General features: G+C 73.1%; 21 protein-coding genes and 1 pseudogene. 12 read left to right on the top strand and 10 right to left on the bottom strand.

What is annotated here, in order from left to right; genetic code table 11:
* The first annotated feature begins 49 nt into the window (after positions 1 to 49).
* Positions 50 to 361, top strand: coding sequence for a hypothetical protein (locus ACZ7MY_RS39215; protein WP_499610138.1), 312 nt, complete (start codon positions 50 to 52; stop codon positions 359 to 361).
* A gap of 47 nt (positions 362 to 408) precedes the next feature.
* Here the strand turns inward: ACZ7MY_RS39215 and ACZ7MY_RS39210 are convergent, their stop codons facing one another.
* Positions 409 to 654: a hypothetical protein gene (locus ACZ7MY_RS39210; RefSeq protein ID WP_499610136.1), complete on the bottom strand. Its 246-nt coding sequence runs from the start codon at positions 652 to 654 to the stop codon at positions 409 to 411.
* A 4-nt stretch (positions 655 to 658) separates the two neighbouring features.
* The gene (mca, locus tag ACZ7MY_RS39205; protein WP_499610132.1) at positions 659 to 1,531 is read right to left on the bottom strand and encodes a mycothiol conjugate amidase Mca; all 873 of its coding nucleotides are present in this window, start codon (positions 1,529 to 1,531) and stop codon (positions 659 to 661) included.
* 107 nt (positions 1,532 to 1,638) lie between these two features.
* On the opposite strand from mca, the gene ACZ7MY_RS39200 reads away from it, so the two are divergent.
* Positions 1,639 to 2,049 (top strand): DUF4307 domain-containing protein, encoded by a 411-nt coding sequence (locus ACZ7MY_RS39200; protein ID WP_499610251.1) that lies wholly within the window; start codon positions 1,639 to 1,641, stop codon positions 2,047 to 2,049.
* A gap of 179 nt (positions 2,050 to 2,228) precedes the next feature.
* Positions 2,229 to 2,726 (top strand): transcription elongation factor GreA, encoded by a 498-nt coding sequence (gene greA, locus ACZ7MY_RS39195; RefSeq protein ID WP_499610130.1) that lies wholly within the window; start codon positions 2,229 to 2,231, stop codon positions 2,724 to 2,726.
* An 84-nt stretch (positions 2,727 to 2,810) separates the two neighbouring features.
* On the opposite strand, the gene ACZ7MY_RS39190 is transcribed toward greA, so the two are convergent.
* The 3 genes from ACZ7MY_RS39190 to ilvA all read right to left on the bottom strand — a co-directional run bounded on the left by ACZ7MY_RS39190 (position 2,811) and on the right by ilvA (position 5,996).
* Complete coding sequence (locus ACZ7MY_RS39190) at positions 2,811 to 3,668, bottom strand: ABC transporter permease (RefSeq protein WP_499610127.1); 858 nt, start codon at positions 3,666 to 3,668, stop codon at positions 2,811 to 2,813.
* Entirely contained in the window at positions 3,665 to 4,627 is a 963-nt protein-coding gene (locus tag ACZ7MY_RS39185) for an ATP-binding cassette domain-containing protein (RefSeq protein WP_499610124.1), read from the bottom strand. Before ACZ7MY_RS39185 ends, ACZ7MY_RS39190 begins: the two co-directional genes overlap by 4 nt.
* A gap of 208 nt (positions 4,628 to 4,835) precedes the next feature.
* A complete protein-coding gene (ilvA, locus tag ACZ7MY_RS39180) occupies positions 4,836 to 5,996 on the bottom strand; it encodes a threonine ammonia-lyase (RefSeq protein ID WP_499610249.1) in 1,161 nt (386 codons plus the stop codon).
* A gap of 232 nt (positions 5,997 to 6,228) precedes the next feature.
* Between ilvA and ACZ7MY_RS39175 the strand changes: the two genes are divergently transcribed.
* The 3 genes from ACZ7MY_RS39175 to ACZ7MY_RS39165 are packed head-to-tail and all read left to right on the top strand — an operon-like array spanning position 6,229 to position 7,489.
* Entirely contained in the window at positions 6,229 to 6,723 is a 495-nt protein-coding gene (locus ACZ7MY_RS39175) for a MarR family winged helix-turn-helix transcriptional regulator (protein WP_089224297.1), read from the top strand.
* Between the two features lie 32 nt (positions 6,724 to 6,755).
* Complete coding sequence (locus ACZ7MY_RS39170; protein ID WP_499610121.1) at positions 6,756 to 7,250, top strand: sigma factor-like helix-turn-helix DNA-binding protein; 495 nt, start codon at positions 6,756 to 6,758, stop codon at positions 7,248 to 7,250.
* Positions 7,247 to 7,489, top strand: coding sequence for a hypothetical protein (locus ACZ7MY_RS39165; protein ID WP_499610118.1), 243 nt, complete (start codon positions 7,247 to 7,249; stop codon positions 7,487 to 7,489). The genes ACZ7MY_RS39170 and ACZ7MY_RS39165 overlap by 4 nt, the downstream gene beginning before the upstream one ends.
* Before the next feature lie 1,030 nt (positions 7,490 to 8,519).
* Here the strand turns inward: ACZ7MY_RS39165 and ACZ7MY_RS39160 are convergent.
* Complete coding sequence (locus ACZ7MY_RS39160) at positions 8,520 to 9,674, bottom strand: cystathionine gamma-synthase (RefSeq protein WP_499610117.1); 1,155 nt, start codon at positions 9,672 to 9,674, stop codon at positions 8,520 to 8,522.
* Between the two features lie 66 nt (positions 9,675 to 9,740).
* On the opposite strand from ACZ7MY_RS39160, the gene ACZ7MY_RS39155 reads away from it, so the two are divergent.
* The 3 genes from ACZ7MY_RS39155 to ACZ7MY_RS39145 all read left to right on the top strand — a co-directional run bounded on the left by ACZ7MY_RS39155 (position 9,741) and on the right by ACZ7MY_RS39145 (position 12,610).
* Positions 9,741 to 10,781, top strand: coding sequence for a hypothetical protein (locus ACZ7MY_RS39155; RefSeq protein ID WP_499610114.1), 1,041 nt, complete (start codon positions 9,741 to 9,743; stop codon positions 10,779 to 10,781).
* A complete protein-coding gene (msrA, locus tag ACZ7MY_RS39150) occupies positions 10,778 to 11,422 on the top strand; it encodes a peptide-methionine (S)-S-oxide reductase MsrA (RefSeq protein WP_499610112.1) in 645 nt (214 codons plus the stop codon). The genes ACZ7MY_RS39155 and msrA overlap by 4 nt, the downstream gene beginning before the upstream one ends.
* 75 nt (positions 11,423 to 11,497) lie before the next feature.
* Positions 11,498 to 12,610: a serine hydrolase domain-containing protein gene (locus ACZ7MY_RS39145; RefSeq protein ID WP_499610110.1), complete on the top strand. Its 1,113-nt coding sequence runs from the start codon at positions 11,498 to 11,500 to the stop codon at positions 12,608 to 12,610.
* 94 nt (positions 12,611 to 12,704) lie between these two features.
* Here the strand turns inward: ACZ7MY_RS39145 and ACZ7MY_RS39140 are convergent, their stop codons facing one another.
* Positions 12,705 to 13,715: a LacI family DNA-binding transcriptional regulator gene (locus ACZ7MY_RS39140; protein WP_499610107.1), complete on the bottom strand. Its 1,011-nt coding sequence runs from the start codon at positions 13,713 to 13,715 to the stop codon at positions 12,705 to 12,707.
* A 334-nt stretch (positions 13,716 to 14,049) separates the two neighbouring features.
* Here ACZ7MY_RS39140 and ACZ7MY_RS39135 point away from each other — a divergent pair, with 334 nt between their 5' ends.
* Positions 14,050 to 14,562 carry a hypothetical protein gene (locus ACZ7MY_RS39135; protein ID WP_499610105.1) on the top strand — a complete coding sequence of 171 codons (513 nt, stop codon included), beginning with the start codon at positions 14,050 to 14,052 and terminating at the stop codon, positions 14,560 to 14,562.
* Positions 14,563 to 14,624: 62 nt separating this feature from the next.
* Here the strand turns inward: ACZ7MY_RS39135 and ACZ7MY_RS39130 are convergent, their stop codons facing one another.
* Together ACZ7MY_RS39130 and ACZ7MY_RS39125 are read right to left on the bottom strand one after the other, a co-directional pair.
* On the bottom strand, positions 14,625 to 15,311 hold the full coding sequence (locus ACZ7MY_RS39130) for an ABC transporter ATP-binding protein (protein WP_499610103.1): 687 nt from the start codon (positions 15,309 to 15,311) through the stop codon (positions 14,625 to 14,627).
* Between the two features lie 99 nt (positions 15,312 to 15,410).
* A complete protein-coding gene (locus ACZ7MY_RS39125) occupies positions 15,411 to 16,853 on the bottom strand; it encodes an ABC transporter permease (protein ID WP_499610100.1) in 1,443 nt (480 codons plus the stop codon).
* A gap of 325 nt (positions 16,854 to 17,178) precedes the next feature.
* Between ACZ7MY_RS39125 and ACZ7MY_RS39120 the strand changes: the two genes are divergently transcribed.
* Positions 17,179 to 18,516, top strand: coding sequence for a hypothetical protein (locus tag ACZ7MY_RS39120; RefSeq protein WP_499610098.1), 1,338 nt, complete (start codon positions 17,179 to 17,181; stop codon positions 18,514 to 18,516).
* 248 nt (positions 18,517 to 18,764) lie between these two features.
* Positions 18,765 to 19,774, top strand: a pseudogene (locus ACZ7MY_RS39115) (aldo/keto reductase).
* A gap of 94 nt (positions 19,775 to 19,868) precedes the next feature.
* On the opposite strand, the gene ACZ7MY_RS39110 reads toward ACZ7MY_RS39115, so the two are convergent.
* A partial coding sequence (locus ACZ7MY_RS39110; protein ID WP_499610095.1) for a GNAT family N-acetyltransferase occupies positions 19,869 to 20,310 on the bottom strand: 442 nt, incomplete at its 5' end.

Raw genomic sequence — 20,310 nt, 5'->3', positions numbered from 1 at the left:
GTCCCGCGGGCGACAATCGCGACGGGGACCGACCGCGAGAGGACGAACCATGGACCGGCTGCCCGCTGCGCTCCAGCCCATCCGCGACCGGGAGCAGGCGCTGCCGCGCGAGGCCAGCATCTACCACGAGAGCCCGGTACGGCACACGATCACCTTCGCGTGGGAGGCGCCGGCCCGCGTCGACGACGCCCTCGCCGTGATCGTCTCCAGCGGCGCGCTCCCCGTCCCGGCCGTCGGCGGGCACGTCGCCGTGCACGACCACGACGTGCGGGTGGTCGCGGTGCGGACCTCGTACACGCGCTCCGACGACGAGGGTGTCCCGCTGCTCTTCACGCGGGTCACGGTCGCCGCGCCGCAGTGAGCACGGCCGCGGTCCCCCCTCCCGCGCGGGAGGGGGTCCGGCGTGCCTCAGTCCGTGCGGCCGGGTCCCTCGGGGCCGGCGACGGAGGCGGACTTGGCCGGCTCCGTCGGCTGCTCCTCGAAGTCGATCTTCTTGAACTGCTTGTTCATGTTCTTCATCAGCCACCACAGGGACAGGCCGATGAGGGCGAAGATGACGAAGCCGAGCAGGCCCGGCGTCACCTTGTTCTGGTCCAGGTCCTTGACGGCGAGGGGGACGAGCTGGGCTGCGGCCGTGCCGAGAGTCGCGTTCACGCGCTCAATTCTCCCGGATGCCCGCGAAGAGGTCGTCCTCGGGGAGGGAGGTGTCCACCCGGGACTGCGCGAGCTCGTAGTCCTCGGTGGGCCAGACCTCCTTCTGGAGCTCCATCGGGACGTGGAACCAGGCGCCGTCGGGGTCGATCTGGGTGGCGTGCGCGAGCAGCGCCTTGTCCCGGATCTCGAAGAAGTCCGCGCACGGCACGTTCGTGGTGATGTTGCGCTCCGGCCGGTCGGCGGTCTGCCAGCGCTCCAGCCACTCGCCGTACGGGGACTCCAGCCCGCGGGCGAGCAGCGCCTCGTGCAGGGCGACCGTGCGCTGCCGGTTGAAGCCCTGGTTGTAGTAGAGCTTCAGCGGCGTCCAGGGCTCGCCGGCCTCGGGGTAGCGCTCCGGGTCGCCGGCGGCGTCGAAGGCGACCATCGAGATCTTGTGGGTCATGATGTGGTCGGGGTGCGGGTAGCCGCCGTTCTCGTCGTACGTGGTGATCACGTGCGGACGGAACTCGCGGATGAGCTTCACCAGGGTGCCCGCGGCCTCGTCGACGTCCTGGAGGGCGAAGCAGCCCTGGGGCAGCGGGGGCAGCGGGTCGCCCTCGGGAAGTCCGGAGTCGACGTAGCCGAGCCAGGACTGCCGGACGCCGAGGATCTCGCGCGCCTCGTCCATCTCCTTGGCGCGGACCTCGTGGATGTGCTCCTCGATGTAGGTGTCGCCCTGCAGTTTGGGGTTGAGCACGGAACCGCGCTCGCCACCGGTGCAGGTGGCGACCAGGACGTCGACGCCCTCGGAGACGTACCGGGCCATGGTGGCCGCGCCCTTGCTGGACTCGTCGTCGGGGTGTGCGTGCACGGCCATCAGTCGCAGCTGCTCGGTCAAGGTCGGATCCTCAGTCATGGGTCGTAAGTAGCGGCTTCTATAGTGACCGAAGCGAGGGGCTGTTTGATTCCACGGCGGGATTCCCCGGGCCCCGGGAGGACTGGATGATGAGCGCGGAGCGCGACGGGCTGCCCGAGGGACGGTACGGGCGGGGTGCCGGCGCCGACGCGCGCGCGGACCGCAGGCTGCGGCTGGTCGGCTCGGTGCTCGGCGTCGTCCTGCTGCTGTTCGTCGGCTGGATCGGCTGGGACAAGCTCACCGGCACCGAGGTCAGCGCCGAGGTGATCAAGTTCCAGGTCGTCTCCGACCAGGCGGTCCAGGTCCACATCGAGGTGCGCAAGGACACCGGCGTCACGGCGGTGTGCACCCTGCGCTCGCTCGCCGAGGACCACGGCGAGGTGGGCCGCAAGGACGTTCGCCTCAATCAGCACACCAGTCGCATCGACACCGTCGTCACCATTCGCACCACGAGTCGCGGGACTTCCGCGGAACTGGTCGGCTGCCAAGGCGCCGCCTGATCCGACCTGCCCGGCCATTCGCCCCGTGAGCTGGGCCGATGGCTTCTTGATGGCATTCCTCTCGCCGATTGTCGGGGGGAATTGTTACGCTCGTGGTTTCGCCCTCCCGCGAAGACGCATCTTTTTGGGTAGGGCGTTCATTTGTAAGCAAGCGAGTTCGAGTACGACGAGGAGCACCTGTGACCCAGACCAGCGAGAACGTCACCTGGCTGACCCAGGAGGCGTACGACCAGCTCAAGGCCGAGCTGGAGCACCTGTCGGGTCCCGCACGCGCCGAGATCGTCGCCAAGATCGAGGAAGCCCGCCAGGAGGGCGATCTCAAGGAGAACGCCGGCTACCACGCGGCACGCGAGGACCAGGGCAAGCTGGAGCTCCGGATCCGCCAGCTGACGCAGCTCCTGCAGCACGCCAAGGTGGGCGAGGCCCCGGCGGACAACGGCGTGGTCGCGCCCGGCATGGTCGTCACGATCGCCTTCGACGGCGACCCGGACGACACCCTGACGTTCCTGCTCGGCTCGCGTGAGTACGTCTCCTCCGAGCTGGAGACCTACTCGCCGCAGTCGCCCCTGGGCTCGGGCGTGAACGGCAAGAAGGTCGGCGAGGACGCGACGTACGAGCTCCCGAACGGCAAGAAGGCCTCGGTGAAGATCCTCGACGCCAAGCCGCACAGCGGCTGAGGCCGCACCGGAACGCGGACGAGCCCCCGGCCGGGAAGGCCGGGGGCTCGTCGCGTGCCGCGGGCGTGCGCCCGCGGGCCGGGCTCAGGCGGTCGCCGAACGGTACTTGCGCACCGCGAGGGTGCGGAAGACCAGGATGATGACGATCGACCACAGCACCGAGGCCAGCGCCGGGTGCTGCATCGGCCAGACGTCCGGCGTCTGGTAGCCGGGCGGGAGGTTGCCGAACAGCTCCCGGCAGGCCAGCACGGTGGAGCTGAACGGGTTCCACTCGGCGATGTGCCGCAGCCAGGGGGTCATCTGGTTGGAGTCCACGAAGGCGTTCGAGATGAACGTCAGCGGGAACAGCCAGATCAGGCCGCCGGAGGTGGCCGCCTCCGGGGTACGGACGGACAGGCCGATCAGGGCGCCGATCCAGGAGAACGCGTAGCCCAGCAGGAGCAGCAGGCCGAACGCGGCCAGCGCCTTGGGCAGGCCCTCGTGGACGCGCCAGCCGACGAGCACGGCGACGATCGCGAGGACCACGACGGTGAGGGCCGTCTGCACCAGGTCCGCCAGGGTGCGGCCGGTGAGCACCGCGCCGCGGGCCATGGGCAGCGAGCGGAAGCGGTCGATGAGGCCCTTGTGCATGTCGTCCGCGATGCCCGCGCCGGCGCCGGCGGTGGCGAAGGTCACGGTCTGGGCGAAGATGCCCGCCATCAGGAACTCGCGGTAGAGCGCGGGGCTGGTGGAGCCGCCGACGTTCATGGAGCCGCCGAAGACGTAGCTGAACAGCACCACGAACATGATCGGCTGCACGAGGCCGAAGATCACGACCTCGGGGATGCGCAGCATGCGGATCAGGTTCCGCCGGGCGACGACCAGCGAGTCGCGGACGGACTGCACGATCGGGTTGGAGGTGCGCGGCGCGCTGGTGGGGACCGCGTCGGTCACCGTGGTCACTGGGACTCCTCTTCCTTCTCCTCGGCGGCGTGGCCGGTGAGGGACATGAACACGTCGTCGAGCGTGGGCCGGCGCAGACCGATGTCGTCGATCTCGATGCCACGGGTGTCGAGCTCGCGGATGACCTCGGCGAGCAGCTTGGCGCCGCCCGAGACCGGGACGGTGATCCGCCGGGTGTGGCCGTCCACCGTCGTCTCGCCCTTGCCGAAGCCGTTCAGCAGCTCGGTGGCGGTCGCCAGGTGCTCACGGTCGTGGACGACGACCTCGACGCGCTCGCCGCCCGTCCGGGCCTTGAGCTCGTCGGAGGTGCCACGGGCGATGACCTTGCCGTGGTCGATCACGCAGATGTCGTGGGCGAGGTGGTCGGCCTCCTCCAGGTACTGCGTGGTGAGCAGCAGCGTGGTGCCGCCGGCGACCAGGTCCTGGATGACCTCCCACAGCGCGAGGCGGTTGCGGGGGTCGAGGCCGGTGGTCGGCTCGTCCATGAACATCACCGGCGGCCTGACGACCAGCGCGGCCGCCAGGTCCAGCCGGCGCCGCATGCCGCCGGAGTAGGTCTTGGCCGTGCGGTCGGCTGCCTCGGCGAGGTTGAAGCGCTCGAGCAGCTCCGTCGCGCGGGCCTTCGCGTCCCGGGCGCTCATCTGGTACAGCTGGCCGACCATCTGCAGGTTCTCGCGGCCGGTGAGGTACTCGTCGACCGCGGCGAACTGGCCGGACAGACCGATCTGCCGGCGCACCTCGTTGGGGTGCTTCAGCACGTCTATGCCGGCCACGACCGCCTTGCCGCTGTCCGGCTGCAGCAGGGTGGTCAGGACGCGCACGGCGGTCGTCTTCCCGGCCCCATTGGGGCCGAGGAGGCCCAGGACGGTCCCCTCAGGGACGTCGAGGTCCACTCCGTCCAGTGCCCGTACGTCACCGAAGGTCTTCACCAGACCTTCGGCATGGATGGCGCCTGGCATGCGATGTCTCCGATTCGGGGCTGGGGTGCATGGGGACTGTTGTGGGCGCGCGGCCGTGCGGCAGCGCACCACGATGTGTCGCGAGCATCCCAGACGCGATATATCGCGTCAAGCGGATTACTCTCGCTCCGCCCGCACACGCCGTCCCGCGTCCACGACACCCGACTCCACCATGCCGCACGCCACTGACAATCCGGACCGAACGGCCTCAGAGCAGCACGTACCCCGCCGTCCGCAGCGCCTCCGCCACGGCGGCCCGGTGCTCAGGGCCACGGGTCTCCAGGTGCAGCTCGACCTCGGCCTCGCTCAGCCCCAACCGAGGATCCGTGCGGACGTGCGCGATGTCCAGCACGTTTGCGTCACTCCCGGAAAGGATCTCCAGCAGCGCCGCCAGCGCCCCCGGCCGGTCCGTCAGCCGCAGCCGGAAGGACATGTAGCGCCCGGCGGCCGCCATGCCGTGCCGCAGGGTGCGCTCCATCAGGAGCGGGTCGACGTTGCCGCCGGACAGCACCGCGACCACCGGCCCGTCGAAGGAGTCCGGCCGCGACAGCAGAGCCGCCACCGGGCTCGCCCCGGCCGGCTCCACCACCAGCTTCGCCCGCTCCAGGCACAGCAGCAGCGCGCTGGACAGCTCGTCCTCGGTGACCGTGCGCACCTCGTCCACCAGGTCGCGGACGATGGCGAACGGCACCTCCCCCGGGCAGCCCACCTTGATCCCGTCGGCCATGGTGGCCACCGAGTCCAGCGCCACCGGCCGCCCCGCCGCCAGCGACGGCGGGTACGCGGCCGCGCCCGCCGCCTGCACCCCGACGATCCGCACCTCCGGACGCATCGACTTCACCGCCACCGCGACGCCGGCCGCGAGCCCGCCCCCGCCCATCCCCACGACGATCGTGCGCACCTCCGGGCACTGGTCCAGGATCTCCAGCCCCACCGAGCCCTGCCCCGCCACGATGTCCGGGTGGTCGAAGGGGTGGATGAAGACCGCGCCCGTCGCCTCCGCGTGCTCCTGGGCGGCGCGCAGCGTCTCGTCGAAGACCTGCCCGTGCAACCGCACCTCCGCCCCGTACTCACGGGTCGCCGCGACCTTCGGCAGCGGGGCGCCGGACGGCATGAAGACGGTGGAGCGCACCCCGAGCAGCGACGCGGCCAGCGCCACGCCCTGCGCGTGGTTGCCGGCGCTCGCCGCCACCACGCCCGCCGCGCGCTCCTCCTGCCGCAGCCCCGCGATCCGCACATAGGCGCCGCGCACCTTGAACGAGCCCGTGCGCTGCAGGTTCTCGCACTTCAGGTGCACCGGGGCGGCCACCAGACGCGACAGGTGACGGCTTCCTTCCATCGGTGTCACGCGGGCCACACCGGACAGCATCTTGTGCGCGCCGCGCACATCGTCGATGGTGACCGGACACGGCCGCGCGGCCACCGTCGCGCGGATCGTACGACGGGCCTGACGTGCGGGGCTTTCCATGGTCCCCAGTCTTGCAGCAGGGGCGGCCGCCCGGACGGACCGAGCAGTTTTCCGCGGCGGGGTCCCGGGGTGACGCTCTCCGCGTACTCTTCTCCCAACCTTCGCAGGACCGACAGAACGCGAGCTTCCGGCCATGCCCATTCCCCCCTCGGAGATCACGACCGACCTCCTGGAGCGCCTGCAGCACGAGGTGGCGCTCTTCGCCCGCCGCGCGGAACAGACGCGCCTCGGTGGCGTCGGCAAGGCCCGCAACTCCATGGACCGGGCCGCGTACCTGCTGCTCCACCGCCTGGACAACGAGGGCCCGATGGGCGTCAAGGCGCTCGCGGAGGGCATGGGCATCGACTCCTCCACCGTCACGCGGCAGGTCGCCCCGCTCGTCGACAGCGGACTGGTCAAGCGCACCTCCCACCCGGAGGACGGGCGGGCGGTCGTGCTCGCGCTCTCCCCGCGCGGGCGTTCACGCCTGGAGGAGGTCCGCAGCTCGCGGCAGCGGCTCATGGAGGTCGTGACCGAGGACTGGACGCCCGAGGAGCGCGAGTCCTTCACCGACCTCCTGGGCCGGTTCAACTCCGCGCTGGCGCAGTACCACTCGTCCGTCACACAGGGAGACGAGCAGAACTCTTGACCTGAGGTCGCCGTCTGCCGTCCCATGTCGCTGTGGGAGAGCGCCGGGAGGCAGCGGAGCGCCTGCGCGAGGCCGAGTTCGAGGCCTTCGCGGCGGGCGCGGCAGGGCGGCTGCTGCACGTCGCCGTCCTGCTCACGGGGGACCGGGCGGAGGGGACCGAGCTGCTGTGCGCCGCCCTGTCGCGCACCTACGCGGACTGGTTCCGGATGCGGGGGGAGGACCCGTACGCCTTCACCCGCGCCGAACTCGTCCGCCGCTTCGCCCACCGGCCCCGCTGGCGGCGCCCCCGGGGCGGTGTACTCGGCACGCTCGGCGTGCGGGAACGACTGGTGATCGTGCTGCGGCTGTACGAGGGCATCGCCGAGGAACAGGCGGCCGCGCAGCTCGGCATGCCCTCGGAACGGGTACGGGCGGTCACCCTGCGCGCCACGGCGGCGCTGCGCAGCCGGCCCGTGGGGGGCGGCAGGGGCCGCCGGGAGCAGGCGCAGGCGGGAGCGCAGGCGGGGGCCAGGGGGGCCGCGTCGTGAGCCCGTACGACCGCAAGGAGGACGAGGTCCGCCGGCTGCTCGACGGGCCGCACCCCGCGGTCCCCCTGGACCTCGCCCCGCGCGCCGCCGAACGCGGCCGCCGCGTCCTGGCCCGGCGCCGCGTGGTGCACGCCGTGTTGTGGACGCTGCTCGTCGTGGGGGTCGTCGTCGCGGTCGTCCTCGCGGTGTTGTGGTGGCCGGCGGGGGATCCGCTGGAGACGACGCCGGGCCAGTGGTGACGGCTGCGCCGGGCCACCTGGTTGTTTGCGGTGCCCCTCGCGGCCCGTTGCTTTGTGCGGGTTGTTTGCGCCTGCGGCGGGCGTCCGCCCGCCCTCCCTCCCTCCCTCCCCCAGCCTTCGGCCGGGGGTGCCCCCATCCGGCGCGATTGGTGCGGGCCTGCGCACTGTGCATGGGTGGACCGGGGGCGGGGCCTCCGGGGTGGGCATCCTGTACCGCATATTCATGTGCATGACGGGCAGCACTCGTCGGTGCCGTCGCTGCCGCACATCACATACACGTCGGCGTCCAGAACGCCCACCCTCCCCCAGCCTTCGGCCGGGGGTGCCCCCAACTCCCCGACCCCCTCCGAATCGACAGCGACCAACGGCCGGTGGGTGGCCAGAGGGAGTCGGGGGCACCGCACCCGTCCGACGCACCCCTCACCGACCGTCATGCGCCCACACGAGGAGGGTGCCGCCCAGGGGCGGGACAGGGCTCGGTAGCAGACACGGGCAGTGCCCCAGACCGCCTCCACTGCCCCCCACCGGCCGTTCTGCGCCCACACGGCAAGAGGGCGTGTAGCGGGGTGCTCACCCAGTCGAAGGCGGGGGGAGACGGGCGGCGGACCCGGTGCCGAATGATGCGGGCTGAACCCGTGGGGCCGTGGGGCAAGCGATCGGTTCGGGGCGCTCCGAACTGCCTCTATACCCCCCACCGGCCGTTGTGCACCCATACGGCGGGAGGGGGTGTGTCGGGGTGCGCCCTGGGGGTCCCTCCGGCCGAAGGCTGGGGGAGACGAGCGGCGGACCCGGTGCCGAATGATGTGGGGGTAAACCGCGAGCGTTCTGGGGGTCCCCCCGGCCGAAGGTTGGGGGAGTGCGCCGGCGCGGCGCCGACCCCCGACGAACTTGCGCAGGCCCGCACCAATCGCGCCGGGCAATCGGGAGGGCGGGCGGGGAAAAAGCCTCAACCCCAGCCACAAACAACCCGCGCACAACAACGGGGCCGCGGGGGGCACCCCCCGCGACACCGGTGCGGCACAGCGCAGCGCTACGCGCTGAGGGCCTGCCGAAGGTCCTCGAGGAGGTCGTCGACGGACTCGATGCCCACGGACAGCCGCACCAGATCCGCCGGCACCTCCAGTGCGGACCCCACGACGGAGGCGTGCGTCATGCGGCCCGGGTGCTCGATGAGGGACTCGACGCCGCCGAGGGACTCACCCAGCGTGAACAGCCGCGCCCGGTTGCAGACCTCGACCGCCGCCTCCTCGCCGCCCGCGACGCGGAAGGAGACCATGCCGCCGAACCGCTTCATCTGCTTGGCCGCGACGTCGTGCCCGGCGTGCTCGGGCAGCCCCGGGTAGTAGACCTGGGTCACCTTGGGGTGCAGCGAGAGCAACTCCGCGACGCGGGCGGCGTTCTCGCTGTGCCGGTCCATGCGGACCGCGAGCGTCTTGATGCCGCGCATCACCAGCCACGCGTCGAAGGGCCCGGCGACCGCGCCCATCGCGTTCTGGTGGTAGGCCAGTTCCTCGCCGAGTCCCGCGTCGGCCGCGACCAGTGCGCCGCCGACCACGTCGGAGTGGCCGCCCATGTACTTGGTGGTGGAGTGCACCACGACGTCGGCGCCGAGCGCCAGCGGCTGCTGCAGGTAGGGGCTGGCGAAGGTGTTGTCGACGACGAGCCGGGCGTCCGCGCCGCGCGCGACGTCCGCGAGGGCGGCGATGTCGGTGATCCCGAGCAGGGGGTTGCTGGGGGTCTCGACCCAGATCAGCTTCGTCTCGGGCCGCAGTGCGGCACGGACCGCCGACGGGTCGGAGGTGTCGGCGACCGACCACTGCACGCCCCACCGCTCGACGACCTTCGCGAAGAGCCGGAAGGTGCCGCCGTACGCGTCGTTGGGGATGACGACGTGGTCGCCGGGCTTGAGGACCGTGCGCAGCAGGCAGTCCTCGGCGGCCAGGCCGGACGCGAACGCCAGGCCGCGGCGGCCGCCCTCGAGCGCCGCGAGGTTCTCCTCCAGCGCGGTGCGGGTGGGGTTGGCGGAGCGGCTGTACTCGTAGCCGCCGCGCAGGCCGCCCACCCCGTCCTGCTTGTACGTGGAGACCTGGTAGATCGGCGTGACCACGGCCCCGGTCGCGGCGTCGGCCGGCTGACCCGCGTGGATCGCGAGGGTCTCGAAGTTCTGGTGCTGCTGCTCGCTCATACCGCCGAGCGTAGTGCGAGCCGCGGCCCGGGACGTGCCGCCCGGGCCCGCGTAGGCTTGGTCATCATGGAATTCCTGTGGGTGCTGTACGGCGTACTGCTGATCTCCGCGATCGTGCTGGTGCCCCGCATGCTGCGCAACCGCGGTGTGCGGGCGGTCGCCGCGGTCGATCCCGTCCGGTACGGCTTCGTGCCCCGGGAGGACATCGACATCCGGCTGCCTGGTCCGGACGACGAGCTGACGCAGGCGCTGACCGTGACCCAGCGCACCCAGGACTGGCGCGCGGTCGCCGCGCTCCTCAAGGGCACCCCGGCCGAGGGGGAGCTGCGCTGGCAGCGGGTGCAGACGCTGGCGGGGGCCGCGGCGGTCGAGCTGGCGCAGTCCCCCGGCACGGGCGCGGCATGGCTGCGCACCTGGCGGGTCGAGGACGCCAAGGACGCGGGCGGTGCGGCCGTCCACGCGGCGTTCCTGGTGCAGCGGGCCCGGCGGGAGCCGGCCGGCTCCCCGGACGTGCCGATGATCCTGGAGGAGGCCCGTACGGTCGCCGACGAGGCCGCGCTGCTCGCGCCGGGCGACCCCGTGCCGTACGTCGTGGCGCTCGCCGCCGACGCGGACTTCGCCGCCGCCTGGGAGAAGGTCGTCTCCCGCGCCCCGCACCACATGGGCGCCCACCTGGCCGCCCTCGCCCGCCTCCCGGAGGACGCCGCGCGCGACTTCGCCGAGCGGGCCGCCTCCTCCGCGCCCGAGGGCAGCCTGCTGCCGGCGCTGCCGCTCTTCGAGGTCTTCGCGCACCTGCCGGAGGTCATCCTCGTGCGCGGCTTCTACGAGAGCGAGGTCGTCTCGCGGGCCATCGGCGGCGCCCTCTACGCCACCGAGCACGCCTCACCCTCCGACCCGGTGCTGCCCGTGGTGCGGCACCTGCTGGCGGCCTTCCTGCTGCGCGCGGAGCGCTTCCCGGAGGCGGTCGAGCAGTTCCGCGCCGTGGACGGCTACGCGGGCGCGGTCCCCTGGGCCTACGACGCCGACCCGGCCGCGTCGTACGCCGCCCACCGGGCGCAGGCGCTCGCGGGGCTGGAGTGGAACTCCGTGCGCGGGCGCGCCCGTTGACGCCGCGCCTGCCCACCCCGGAGGAGGCGATACCGGGCCGGCCCGCGCCCCTGTACACGGTGCCCGTCGGGCACACCGTGCTCGGCCGTCCCCTCACCGGCCCCTACCCCGCCGACCTGGAGGTCGCCGACTTCGCGCTGGGCTGCTTCTGGGGCGCCGAGCGCGTCTTCTGGCGGACGCCCGGTGTGTGGACGACGCTCGTCGGCTACGCGGGCGGGTACACGGAGAACCCGACGTACGAGGAGGTCTGCAGCGGCCTCACCGGCCACGCCGAGGTGGTGCGCGTCGTCTTCGACCCGGCGCTGATCACGTACGCGGAACTGCTGAAGGTGTTCTGGGAGGCCCACGACCCCACCCAGGGCCACCGCCAGGGCAACGACGTCGGCACCCAGTACCGCTCCGCGGTGTACACCCACTCCCCGGGGCAGCTCGCCACCGCCCTCGCCTCCCGCGACGCCTACCAGGCCGCCCTGCGCGCCAGGGGGCACGGCACCATCACCACGGCGGTCGTCCCCGCGGGCCCCTTCCACCCGGCCGAGGCCTACCACCAGCAGTACCTGGACAAGAACCCCGGCGGCTACTGCGGCATCGAGGGCACGGGCGTGGCCTGCCCGGTCGGCATCGCACCGGCCGGCGGCTGAGCCCTCCGGGCGGGTCCCGGCCCGGAGCGGGAAATTCGATTGCCCCCGGCCGGCGGATACGCGCTAATACGGCGCATGGCCGATATCCAGGGCACGTACGACGACCTGTTCACCGCGGTGCCGAGCGCGCTGGCCGGACTGCTGGACGAGGGGGACACGGGGGGCTCGGTCGCGGTCTTCGTGGACGGCGAGCCCGTGGTGGACGTGTGGGGCGGGTTCGCCGACGCGGCCCGGACGGTCCCGTGGCAGCGGGACACGGTCACCGGCGTCTGGTCCGTCACCAAGACGATGACCGCGCTGTGCGCCCTGGTCCTGGCGGACCGCGGCGACCTCGACCCGGACGCGCCGGTCGCCCGCTACTGGCCGGAGTTCGCCGCGGCGGGCAAGGAGAAGGTGCTGGTGCGGCACGTGCTCGCGCACACCGCGGGACTGCCCGACTGGGACGGGCCGGTCGAGGAGCTCTACGACTGGCCGGCCGCCACCGCGCGGCTGGCCGCGCTGGCCCCGCAGTGGGAGCCCGGGACCGCGGCCGGGTACCACTCGCTCACCCAGGGCCATCTCGTGGGCGAGGTCGTACGGCGCGTCACCGGCCTCAGCGTGGGCGAGTTCTTCGCGCGGGAGGTGGCCGGGCCGCTGGGCGCCGACTTCCACATCGGGCTGCCCGCCGAACACGACCACCGGGTGGCGCTCGCCGTGCCGCCGCCCTCCCGCGACGAGGACTACACGGCGAGCGCGCGCGACGCCGCATCCCCCGCCTCCGGCACCGCCATTCGGCTCCGCGACGGCAACAGCGTGGCCTGGCGCCGCGCGCAGATCCCCGCGGCGAGCGGTTTCGGCAACGCCCGCTCGGTGGCCCTCGTGCAGTCCGTGCCGGCCTGCGGCGGTGCGGTGCGCGGGGTGCGGCTGCTGTCACGGGCGGGCTGCGACCGCGCGCGGGAGGAGCAGTTCAGCGGTGACGACCGCGTCCTGGGCATGCCGGTGCGCTGGGGTCTGGGCTACGGGTTGTTCGGCGACTCCTTCGGCTGGGGCGGCTGGGGCGGCTCGATCGTCATGGTCGACCCCGGTGCCCGCATGACGGTGGCGTACGTGACCAACCAGATGCGCGAGCCCGCGCAGGACAACCGGGGCCTGGAACTCGTGATGGCCGCCTACGACGGCCTCACGGGCCTGCGGGCGGGCAAGGGCTGACGCTTCGGAAGGTACGCGAGGCGCATGGCACGGCGGCCGTCCGCCGGGGGACGAAGTCCCATGTCCGGAGCGCCGCTTGGGCGGCCCGCCGCCGTCAGGCGGTCGGCGCCGGGCCGCTGCTCGCGCGGACGGTGAGTTCGGGGCCGAGGAGGCGGACCTCCTCCGTGGGGCTGCCGCCCAGCTTGGCGATGACGAGTTCGACGGCGTGCCGGCCCATCTGCTGCGCGGGTATGGCCACCGAGGTGAGCTGGGGGGCGGCGTCGGTGGCCACCCGCTCGGGGCAGACGGCGACGACGGAGACGTCCTCGGGCACGGCGCGGCCCTGCTGCCGCAGGAGCCCGAGGAGGGGGCCGATGGCGGACTCGTTCTGGACGACGAGCGCGGTGGTGTCGGGCCGTTCCTCGAAGATGCGGGATAGGGTCCCGGCGGTGGACTCGTAACTGCCCTCGCAGGGGCGGTGGATGACCCTCAGTCCGCGAGCGGCGGCGCGGGAGCGCAGGCCCTGGAGGGTGCGCTCGGCGAAGCCGGTGTGGCGCCGGTAGACCGCCGCGGCCTCGCCGACGACGGCGACGGAGCGGTGGCCGAGGTCGGCGAGGTGGTCCGCGCAGAGGGCGCCGGTGGCGGCGAAGTCGAGGTCGACGCAGGTGAGTCCGGCGGTGTCGGCGGGCAGTCCGACGAGCACGGCGGGCCGGTCGCCGGCGCGCAGCAGCGGGATGCGCTCGTCCTCCAGCTCGACGTCCATGAGGATCATCGCGTCGGCGAGTCCGCTGGCCGCGACCCGGCGGACCGCGGTGGGGCCCTCCTCGCCGGTGAGCAGGAGGACGTCGTGGCCGTGCCGTCGGGCCGTCGTGGCGACCGCCATCGCGATCTCCATCATGACGGGGACGTACATGTCTGTACGGAGCGGCACCATGAGGGCGATGATGTTGGAGCGGCTGCTGGCCAACGCCCGCGCACCGGCGTGCGGGTGGTAGCCGAGTTCCTGGATGCTCCGTTCGACCCGCCGGCGCGTGCTCTCGGAGATCGACCGCTTGCCGCTGAGGACGTACGAGACGGTGCTGGCGGAGACCCCGGCATGGCGGGCTACCTCGGCGAGTGTGACCATCCGGATCCCCGTCCCCCCACGACTGTCGAAGCGCTTCGACAATGAGGCTACCGGTGACCCGATATCCCTGTCCAGACAAGTGTCGAAGCGCTTCGACAACCTCGCGCCGACCAGGAACCCTGCGCACGGAGTGACGCTTGAGCCGCCCGCGGCGGGCGGTCCATACTGCGCCTGCGAGGCGGGGGCCGTGCGACGCGTGTACGCGCACGGGGACCGGCGCTCCCGCGCGGCCGGACCGGACACAGGGGGACACGTTGCACCGACGTCGGAAGAACACGCGCGCGGCGGCACCGACCGCCGGCGCCGTCCCGCCGGGCGGGACGGGAGGCGCACCGTGAACGCCACGCTCGGCGCGATGGTCACCGGGGTCGTCGGGGTGCTGGGCACCCTGTTCGCGCCCGTGCTCGCCCAGCGCGCCGACGACCGGCGGCGCCGGGCGGAGGCCGCCGAGACGGAGCGCCTGCGCCGCTTCGAGGAGCGTCGGGCGGCGTACACGGCGATGAACCGGGCCTCACGGCAGTTCCACACGCTGCTCAAGGACGCCCTGCACCGGATCAGGGACGGGGTCTACTCCGCCGAGGAGCGGGACGCGGTCGAGGAGTCCCGCCGCGACCACCGGGACCGGTACGCCGAGGCGCAGATGATCGTCCCGGAACGCGTCCTGGCGGCCTCACGGGAGGTCAACCGCGTCCTGGCGGCGGCGGACGCCGCGGCCAAGCGCCTCGACCGGGGCCTCGGTGCGGACGGCGAGAGCGCGCGGACCGCGCTGGAGGCCCTGAAGGACGCCGAACCCCTGCTGCGGACGATGCAGCGCCTGATGCGCGAGGACCTGGGCGTCACGGACTGAACGCCGCACGGCCCCCGGCGACGCGCGCCGGGGGCCGTGAGCCGGGGACGGGGTAGGGCGGTTCAGGCCGCGGGGGTCCGCTCGGTGACGGTGATCCGGCCCTTCTTGATGGTGGCGACCCTCGTGGCGCGCCGGGCGATGGCGGAGTCGTGGGTGACCATGACGAAGGTCAGTCCGTACTCCTTCCACAGCCCCTCCAGCAGCGCGAGGATCTCGTCGCGGGTGCCCTCGTCGAGGGCACCGGTGGGCTCGTCCGCGAGCAGCACCTTGGGGCGCTTCACCAGCGCCCGGGCGATCGCCACGCGCTGCTGCTGACCGCCCGACAGTTCCCCGGGCAGGTGGTGCAGCCGGTCGCCGAGGCCGACGGAGGCAAGGGCCTCGGCGGCACGGGCACGGCGTTCGGCGGCCTTGACGCCCAGCGGGACGAGGGCGGTCTCGACGTTCTCCTGCGCGGTCAGGGTGGGGATCAGGTTGAAGCTCTGGAAGATGATGCCGATGCTCTGCGACCTGACCTTGGTCAGCCGGGACTCGCCCAGCCGGGCCAGGTCGACGCCGTCCAGTTCCACCGAGCCCTCGCTCGGGCGGTCGAGGCCCCCGAGCATCTGCAGCAGCGTCGACTTGCCGCCGCCGGTGGGGCCCTGGACGACGAGCTGGTCGCCGTCCTCGATCACGAGGTCGACGCCGCGCAGCGCGTCCACGACGTCCTTGCCGCGCGAGTAGAGCTTGGTCACGCCGCTCAGCTTGTACATGAGGTGACTCCTGAGGTCCTGAAGGGGAAGGGCGGGGGCCGCGCGGCGCCGGGGGGAGGGGTGCGGAACGCGGCCCCCGGTCTCGGGGACGGGCGCGGGCTACTCGACGCGGCGCAGGGCGTCCGCCGGGCGCAGCCGCGAGGCCCGCCAGCCGCCGAAGGTCCCGGCGACCAGACCGCCGGCGACCGCCAGGACCACAGCGAGCACGATGGTGTCGACCTCCACCGGCGCCTGGAGGGAGATGTGCAGGGCGTCGGCCGCGGCGCGCCGGGCCGGGCCGCCCGGTCCGAAGCCGCCGCCCCCGCCACCGCCGCCGCTCCCGCCCACGGTGGCCTCCAGGGTGGGGCTGATCGCGGTGATGAGGTAGGCGCAGCCGAGGCCCAGGGCGATGCCGAGGGCGCCGCCGATGAGGCCGTTGACGATCGCCTCGCCCATGACCTGCCGGGTCACCCGGCCGCTCTTCCAGCCCAGCGCCTTGAGGGTGCCGAACTCGCGCACCCGGCGGCTGACCGCGGAGGAGGTCAGCAGTCCGGCGACGAGGAAGGCGGCGACGAGCACCGCGATCGACAGCCACTTGCCCACGTTGGTCGCCAGGTCCGAGGCGGTGGACAGCGAACCGGAGACCGTGGAGGCCAGGTCGGAGGAGGTGGTCACCGTCGTGCCGGAGACGTTCTTCTGGATCGCGGACTTGACGGAGTCGATCTTCTTGGAGTCACTGGCCTGGACGTAGACCGTGGTGACCTTGTCCTTGGCGTCCGCGAGCGTCTGCGCCTGCTCCAGCGGGATGTAGACGTTGGCGGAGGAGGAGCCGCTGTCGGCGGTCGCGATGCCGATGACCTCGAACGCGGTGCCGGAGATGGTGAGCGTCTTGCCCACCGTCAGCTTCTTCTGCTTCGCGTAGGCACTGTCGAGCACGGCCACCTTGGCGTCGGCCTGCGCGGCGGTGAAGGTCTTCCCAGAGGTGATCTTCGACGAGGTCAGCGGGCCGAGGCCGAGGTGGGCGACGTCCGTGCCGTAGACGGTGAAGTTGTTGATGGCGAAGTCGGCGCCGCCGCCGCGCACCTCGCCCTGCGGCTGCCCGTCGCCACCCTGGCCCCGCTGCCGGTTGCCGCCGCCCGGCGCCTGCTGGAACTCGCCGCGCTGGAACTGGCCGTCGACCTTGATGACGACCAGGCTCAGCCCGCCGACCGCCTGCTCGACCCCGCTCTGCCCGGCGACCTGGTCGACGACCGAGGACTTCAGCGACTGGAAGCCCTGGACCATGACGCGGTCGCTGCTCTGCTCCTTGTCGTCGCCGCGCGCGTCGAACCGGAAGCGCGGGCGTTCCGAGGAGGAGGAGTCGGGGTCGGCGGCCTTGGTGACGGTCATGTCGGTGCCCAGGCCGTACAGCGACTCCAGCACCTTGCCCTGGGCCTGCTGCATGCCGGCCGACACCGAGTTGACGGTGATCACCAGGGCGATGCCCAGTGCGAGGCCCATCGCGATGACGAGCGCCGCCTTTCTGCGGCGTCGGAGTTCGCGCCGGAGGTACGTGAAGAACATGCGATTCCTCGCCGGGTCGGGAGAACGGGAAGCGGGGGGAGGGCAGTGCCTCACGCTCCGCTGCCGCGACCGTAGGAACCAGCCGTGATGAGAGCCTGAGCGGCCGATGAGAGCGGCATGAGAAACCCCTCCGCCGGGGCCGCGCGGCCGCTGCAGTACCTTGCCCTGGACCCGCCGTGCACCCGCGGGGGCCCGGCCCGCGGCGGATTCGCGGAAGGACGGGGCGGGGACGCGGGCCGGATGAGAGGGTCGGCGCCCGGCGGGACGTCCTGACGGGGACGTCGGTGGGGGCATGAGTGGCCGCACGAAGTGGGGAGAAGCGGATATGACGGACGGAACACCGTGGGGCGGCGGCGGCTGGGGTCCCGCCCACGGAACCGGGGGCGGCACGGGAGGCGGCGGCTTCGGACCGCCGCCCCCGCCGGCGCCGCCGTACCCGCCGCAGCCGCAGGCCCATCAGCAGGCGCCCTGGTACCCACCGCACCCCGGCTACCCGCCGCCGCCCCGCCGGCGCGGCCCGCTGCTGGCCGTGGCCGGGCTCGCCACCGCGGCCCTGGTGGCCGGCCTCCTCATCTGGGCGCCCTGGAGCGGTGACGGCTCCGGCGACGGGAGGTCCCCCTCGGCGACCGCGCCCAGGGATCCGGCCGCGGAGGCCGGGCGCATGCTGCGCGAGGCCGCGGACACCATCGGGGAGGCCCAAGTCGTCTCCTACCGGGGCGACTTCGCCCTCGACAGCGGGGCGAGCACCCCGTTCGACCTGCAGACCACCCCGGGCGGCTGGGGCCGCGGCTCGCTGCAGGACCAGGGCTCGACCGTGCGGTTGCTCACCACCGACGACCACCGCCTGACCAAGGCCGGCAAGGCCTACTGGAAGGACCGCGGCTACGCGGGCGACCTCCTCGACCGGATCGACGGCCGCTGGATGGACTCCTCCGCCGACCTGCCCGAGATAGACGACCTGACGACCCCTCTGGACCCCTCCAACGTCGCCGCCCTGCTCCGTGACGCCGCCGACCGCGGGCGCCCCGACGCCATCTCCTCCTCCACGGTCGCCGGACGGCCCGTCAAGGTGCTGACCACGACCGGCGGCCGCTTCTGGATCAGCGAATCCGTCCCCCGCACCCTGCTGCGGCTGGCCGCCGGCGACTCCCCCGCCGCCTCGGGACCGCTGCCCCTGCCCGACGGGCTGGACACCACGGTGAGCGCGCTCGGCGGCGCCGACCGCCAGACCTTCACGACCGCCTACGACCGCGACCTCGCCGCCCTGAAGTCCGCCGTCGACCCCGCGGTCAGCTTCAGCACCACGGGGAAGGCCCGTTTCACCCCCTGCGGCAACAGCAGTTGCACGGCCCGCTTCACCCTGCAGAACTCCGTGTACGACGACCTGGGCGCCGAGGAGGCCTCCGACGACCCCGTCTACGCGGAGATCAGCATCGACATCACCCTCGACGGCCGCAAGGTAAAGACCTGCACCTTCCAGAAGAAGATGCAGCCCTCCGGCACCGTGTCGCTCACCTGCACGGCCACCTACAGCGCCGCGACCACCAAGGACCACACCGTGCGGGGGCTCCCCGACGCCTGGGCGCGGGCGGTGCCGGACGGCGAACTCGCGCGCCTGCGCGCGGACTTCGCCAAGGGCGTCGTGGACGGTCAGGCGGCCTGAGCCACCCGGCGGCTTTGTGTGCCCGGGTCCGTGGTTGTGGCCGGTCGTCGTGTGCGGGTTGTTTGCGCCTGCGGCGGGCTGTCTCCCGCCGTCCCGCCCTCCCCCAGCCTCCGGCCGGGGGAGGGCGGGTGGGGGAGAAACCCAACAGCAACCACAACGGCGCCGCACCCAACAACCGGCCGCAACCACAACCCCCGGCCACAAACCCCCTTGCCGGGAGTTCACTCGAACGCGTTCGCTGGTACCCCATGAGGTACACACAACTCGGCCGCACCGGCCTCAAGGTCAGCCGCATCGTGCTGGGCACCATGAACTTCGGCGGTCAGACGGACGAGCCCACCAGCCACACGATCATGGACGCCGCGTCGACGCGGGCGTCAACTTCTTCGACACCGCGGACATCTACGGCGTCGCCGAGGAGAAGGGCCTGACGGAGAAGGTCCTCGGGCGGTGGTTCGCGCGGGGCGGGGGCCGCCGCGACAAGGTGGTCCTGGCCACGAAGGTGTACGGGAACATGTCGGCCGACGGGAAGGCCTGGAACGAGGAGGCGTGGCCGAACCACGACCGCCTCAGCGCGGTCAACATCCGCAGGGCGGTCGAGGCCAGCCTGCGCCGGCTCGGCACGGACCACATCGACGTCTACCAGTTCCACCACGTGGACCGGCGCACCCCGTTCGAGGAGATCTGGCAGGCGGTCGACGTGCTGGTGCGCCAGGGCAAGATCCTGCACGCGGCGTCGTCGAACTTCCCCGGGTACAAGATCGCGCAGGCCAACGAGGCGGCAGCGAACCGCGGTTCGATGGGCCTGGTCAGCGAGCAGTGCCTGTACAACCTGGCGGAGCGCCGCGCCGAGATGGACGTCGTCCCGGCGGCGCGCGAGTACGGGCTCGGTGTCATCCCGTGGTCGCCGCTGCACCAGGGCCTGCTGGGCGGCGCGCTGCGCAAGGAGCGGGAGGCCACTGGGGCCCGCACCAAGGTGGGGCGGTCGGCGGCCGGGTTGGCCGACCCGGTCGTCCGGGCGCGCGTGCAGGCGTACGAGGACCTGCTCGGCAAGCACGGCCTGGAGCCCGGCGAGGTGGCGCTGGCCTGGCTGCTGACCCGGCCCGGGGTCACCGGGCCGATCGTGGGGCCGCGCACGGCGGAGCAGTTCGCCTCGGCGCTGCGCGCGGTGGAACTGGAGCTGGACGAGGAGCTGCTGGCGGGCCTCGACGAGATCTTCCCGGGACCGGGTCCGGCCCCGGAGGCCTTCGCCTGGTGATCCGCGAGGACACCGGCCCGGGGTGGAACGCCGGACCGGACCAGCCCGGACCGGACCAGCCCGGCCCCACCCGGCCCGACCCGGGCCGGTTCCCTCAGGCCGGCGTCCCCGCGAGCCGCTTCGTCAGCACACGCTCGGCCCGCCCGTCCGGCATGACCCCGGCGGGCCCCCCGTCGTCCGTGAAGCCGTTGCGCACGTAGAGCGCCGTCGCCACAGCGTTGCCCTCGGCGACGGCGAGGTGGAGCAGGGAGGCGCCCGCCGTGCCCGCGGCCCACTCCTCGACGGCCCGGATGAGCCGGTCGGCGACGCCGCGGCCGCGGGCCTCGCCGGCAACCCACATCGAGATCAGCTCGGCGCTGTCGGGGAGTTCGCCGGGGACGCCGCCGGCCATGCCGCGGGGTTCGCCGTCGACGAGGGCGACCAGGTGGTACGAGCCGGGCAGGGCGAGCCGGGCGCGCCAGCGTTCCTCGCGGTCGCCGTCGCCCTGCCAGTCGGCGAGGCGGGCGCCGAAGGCCTGCGGCGCGTCGGCGAGCGCG

The organism is Streptomyces sp. NPDC111520, assembly GCF_055635295.1.
This window is presented reverse-complemented; position numbering and strand designations above follow the sequence as displayed.